At 47.8% G+C, this 201-nt stretch carries 1 protein-coding gene; it reads right to left on the minus strand.

Annotated features, from left to right (window positions below):
- Nucleotides 1–201, minus strand: a 201-nt coding sequence (locus FHN55_RS22155) for a mechanosensitive ion channel domain-containing protein (protein ID WP_139714559.1), incomplete at both ends; no start/stop codon positions are given.

Below are 201 nucleotides of genomic sequence, written 5' to 3' on the forward strand. Positions count from 1 at the left end.
GGCGCGCACCGGCTTCCTGCATACCACGCCAGTTTTTAAAGGTATCCGTCACCAGTTTATTGGTCGGAATCGTGGTCACTGTTTTATCAAAGTTCTGTACCGTAATGGTATGTAATGACATATCAATGACATCGCCATCCGCGTTCAGCGAGGGCATTTCGATCCAGTCGCCAATACGCACCATGTCATAGGATGAAATCT

The organism is Streptomyces sp. NP160, from assembly GCF_006335115.1.
Classification (GTDB): Bacteria; Actinomycetota; Actinomycetes; order Actinomycetales; family Quadrisphaeraceae; genus Quadrisphaera.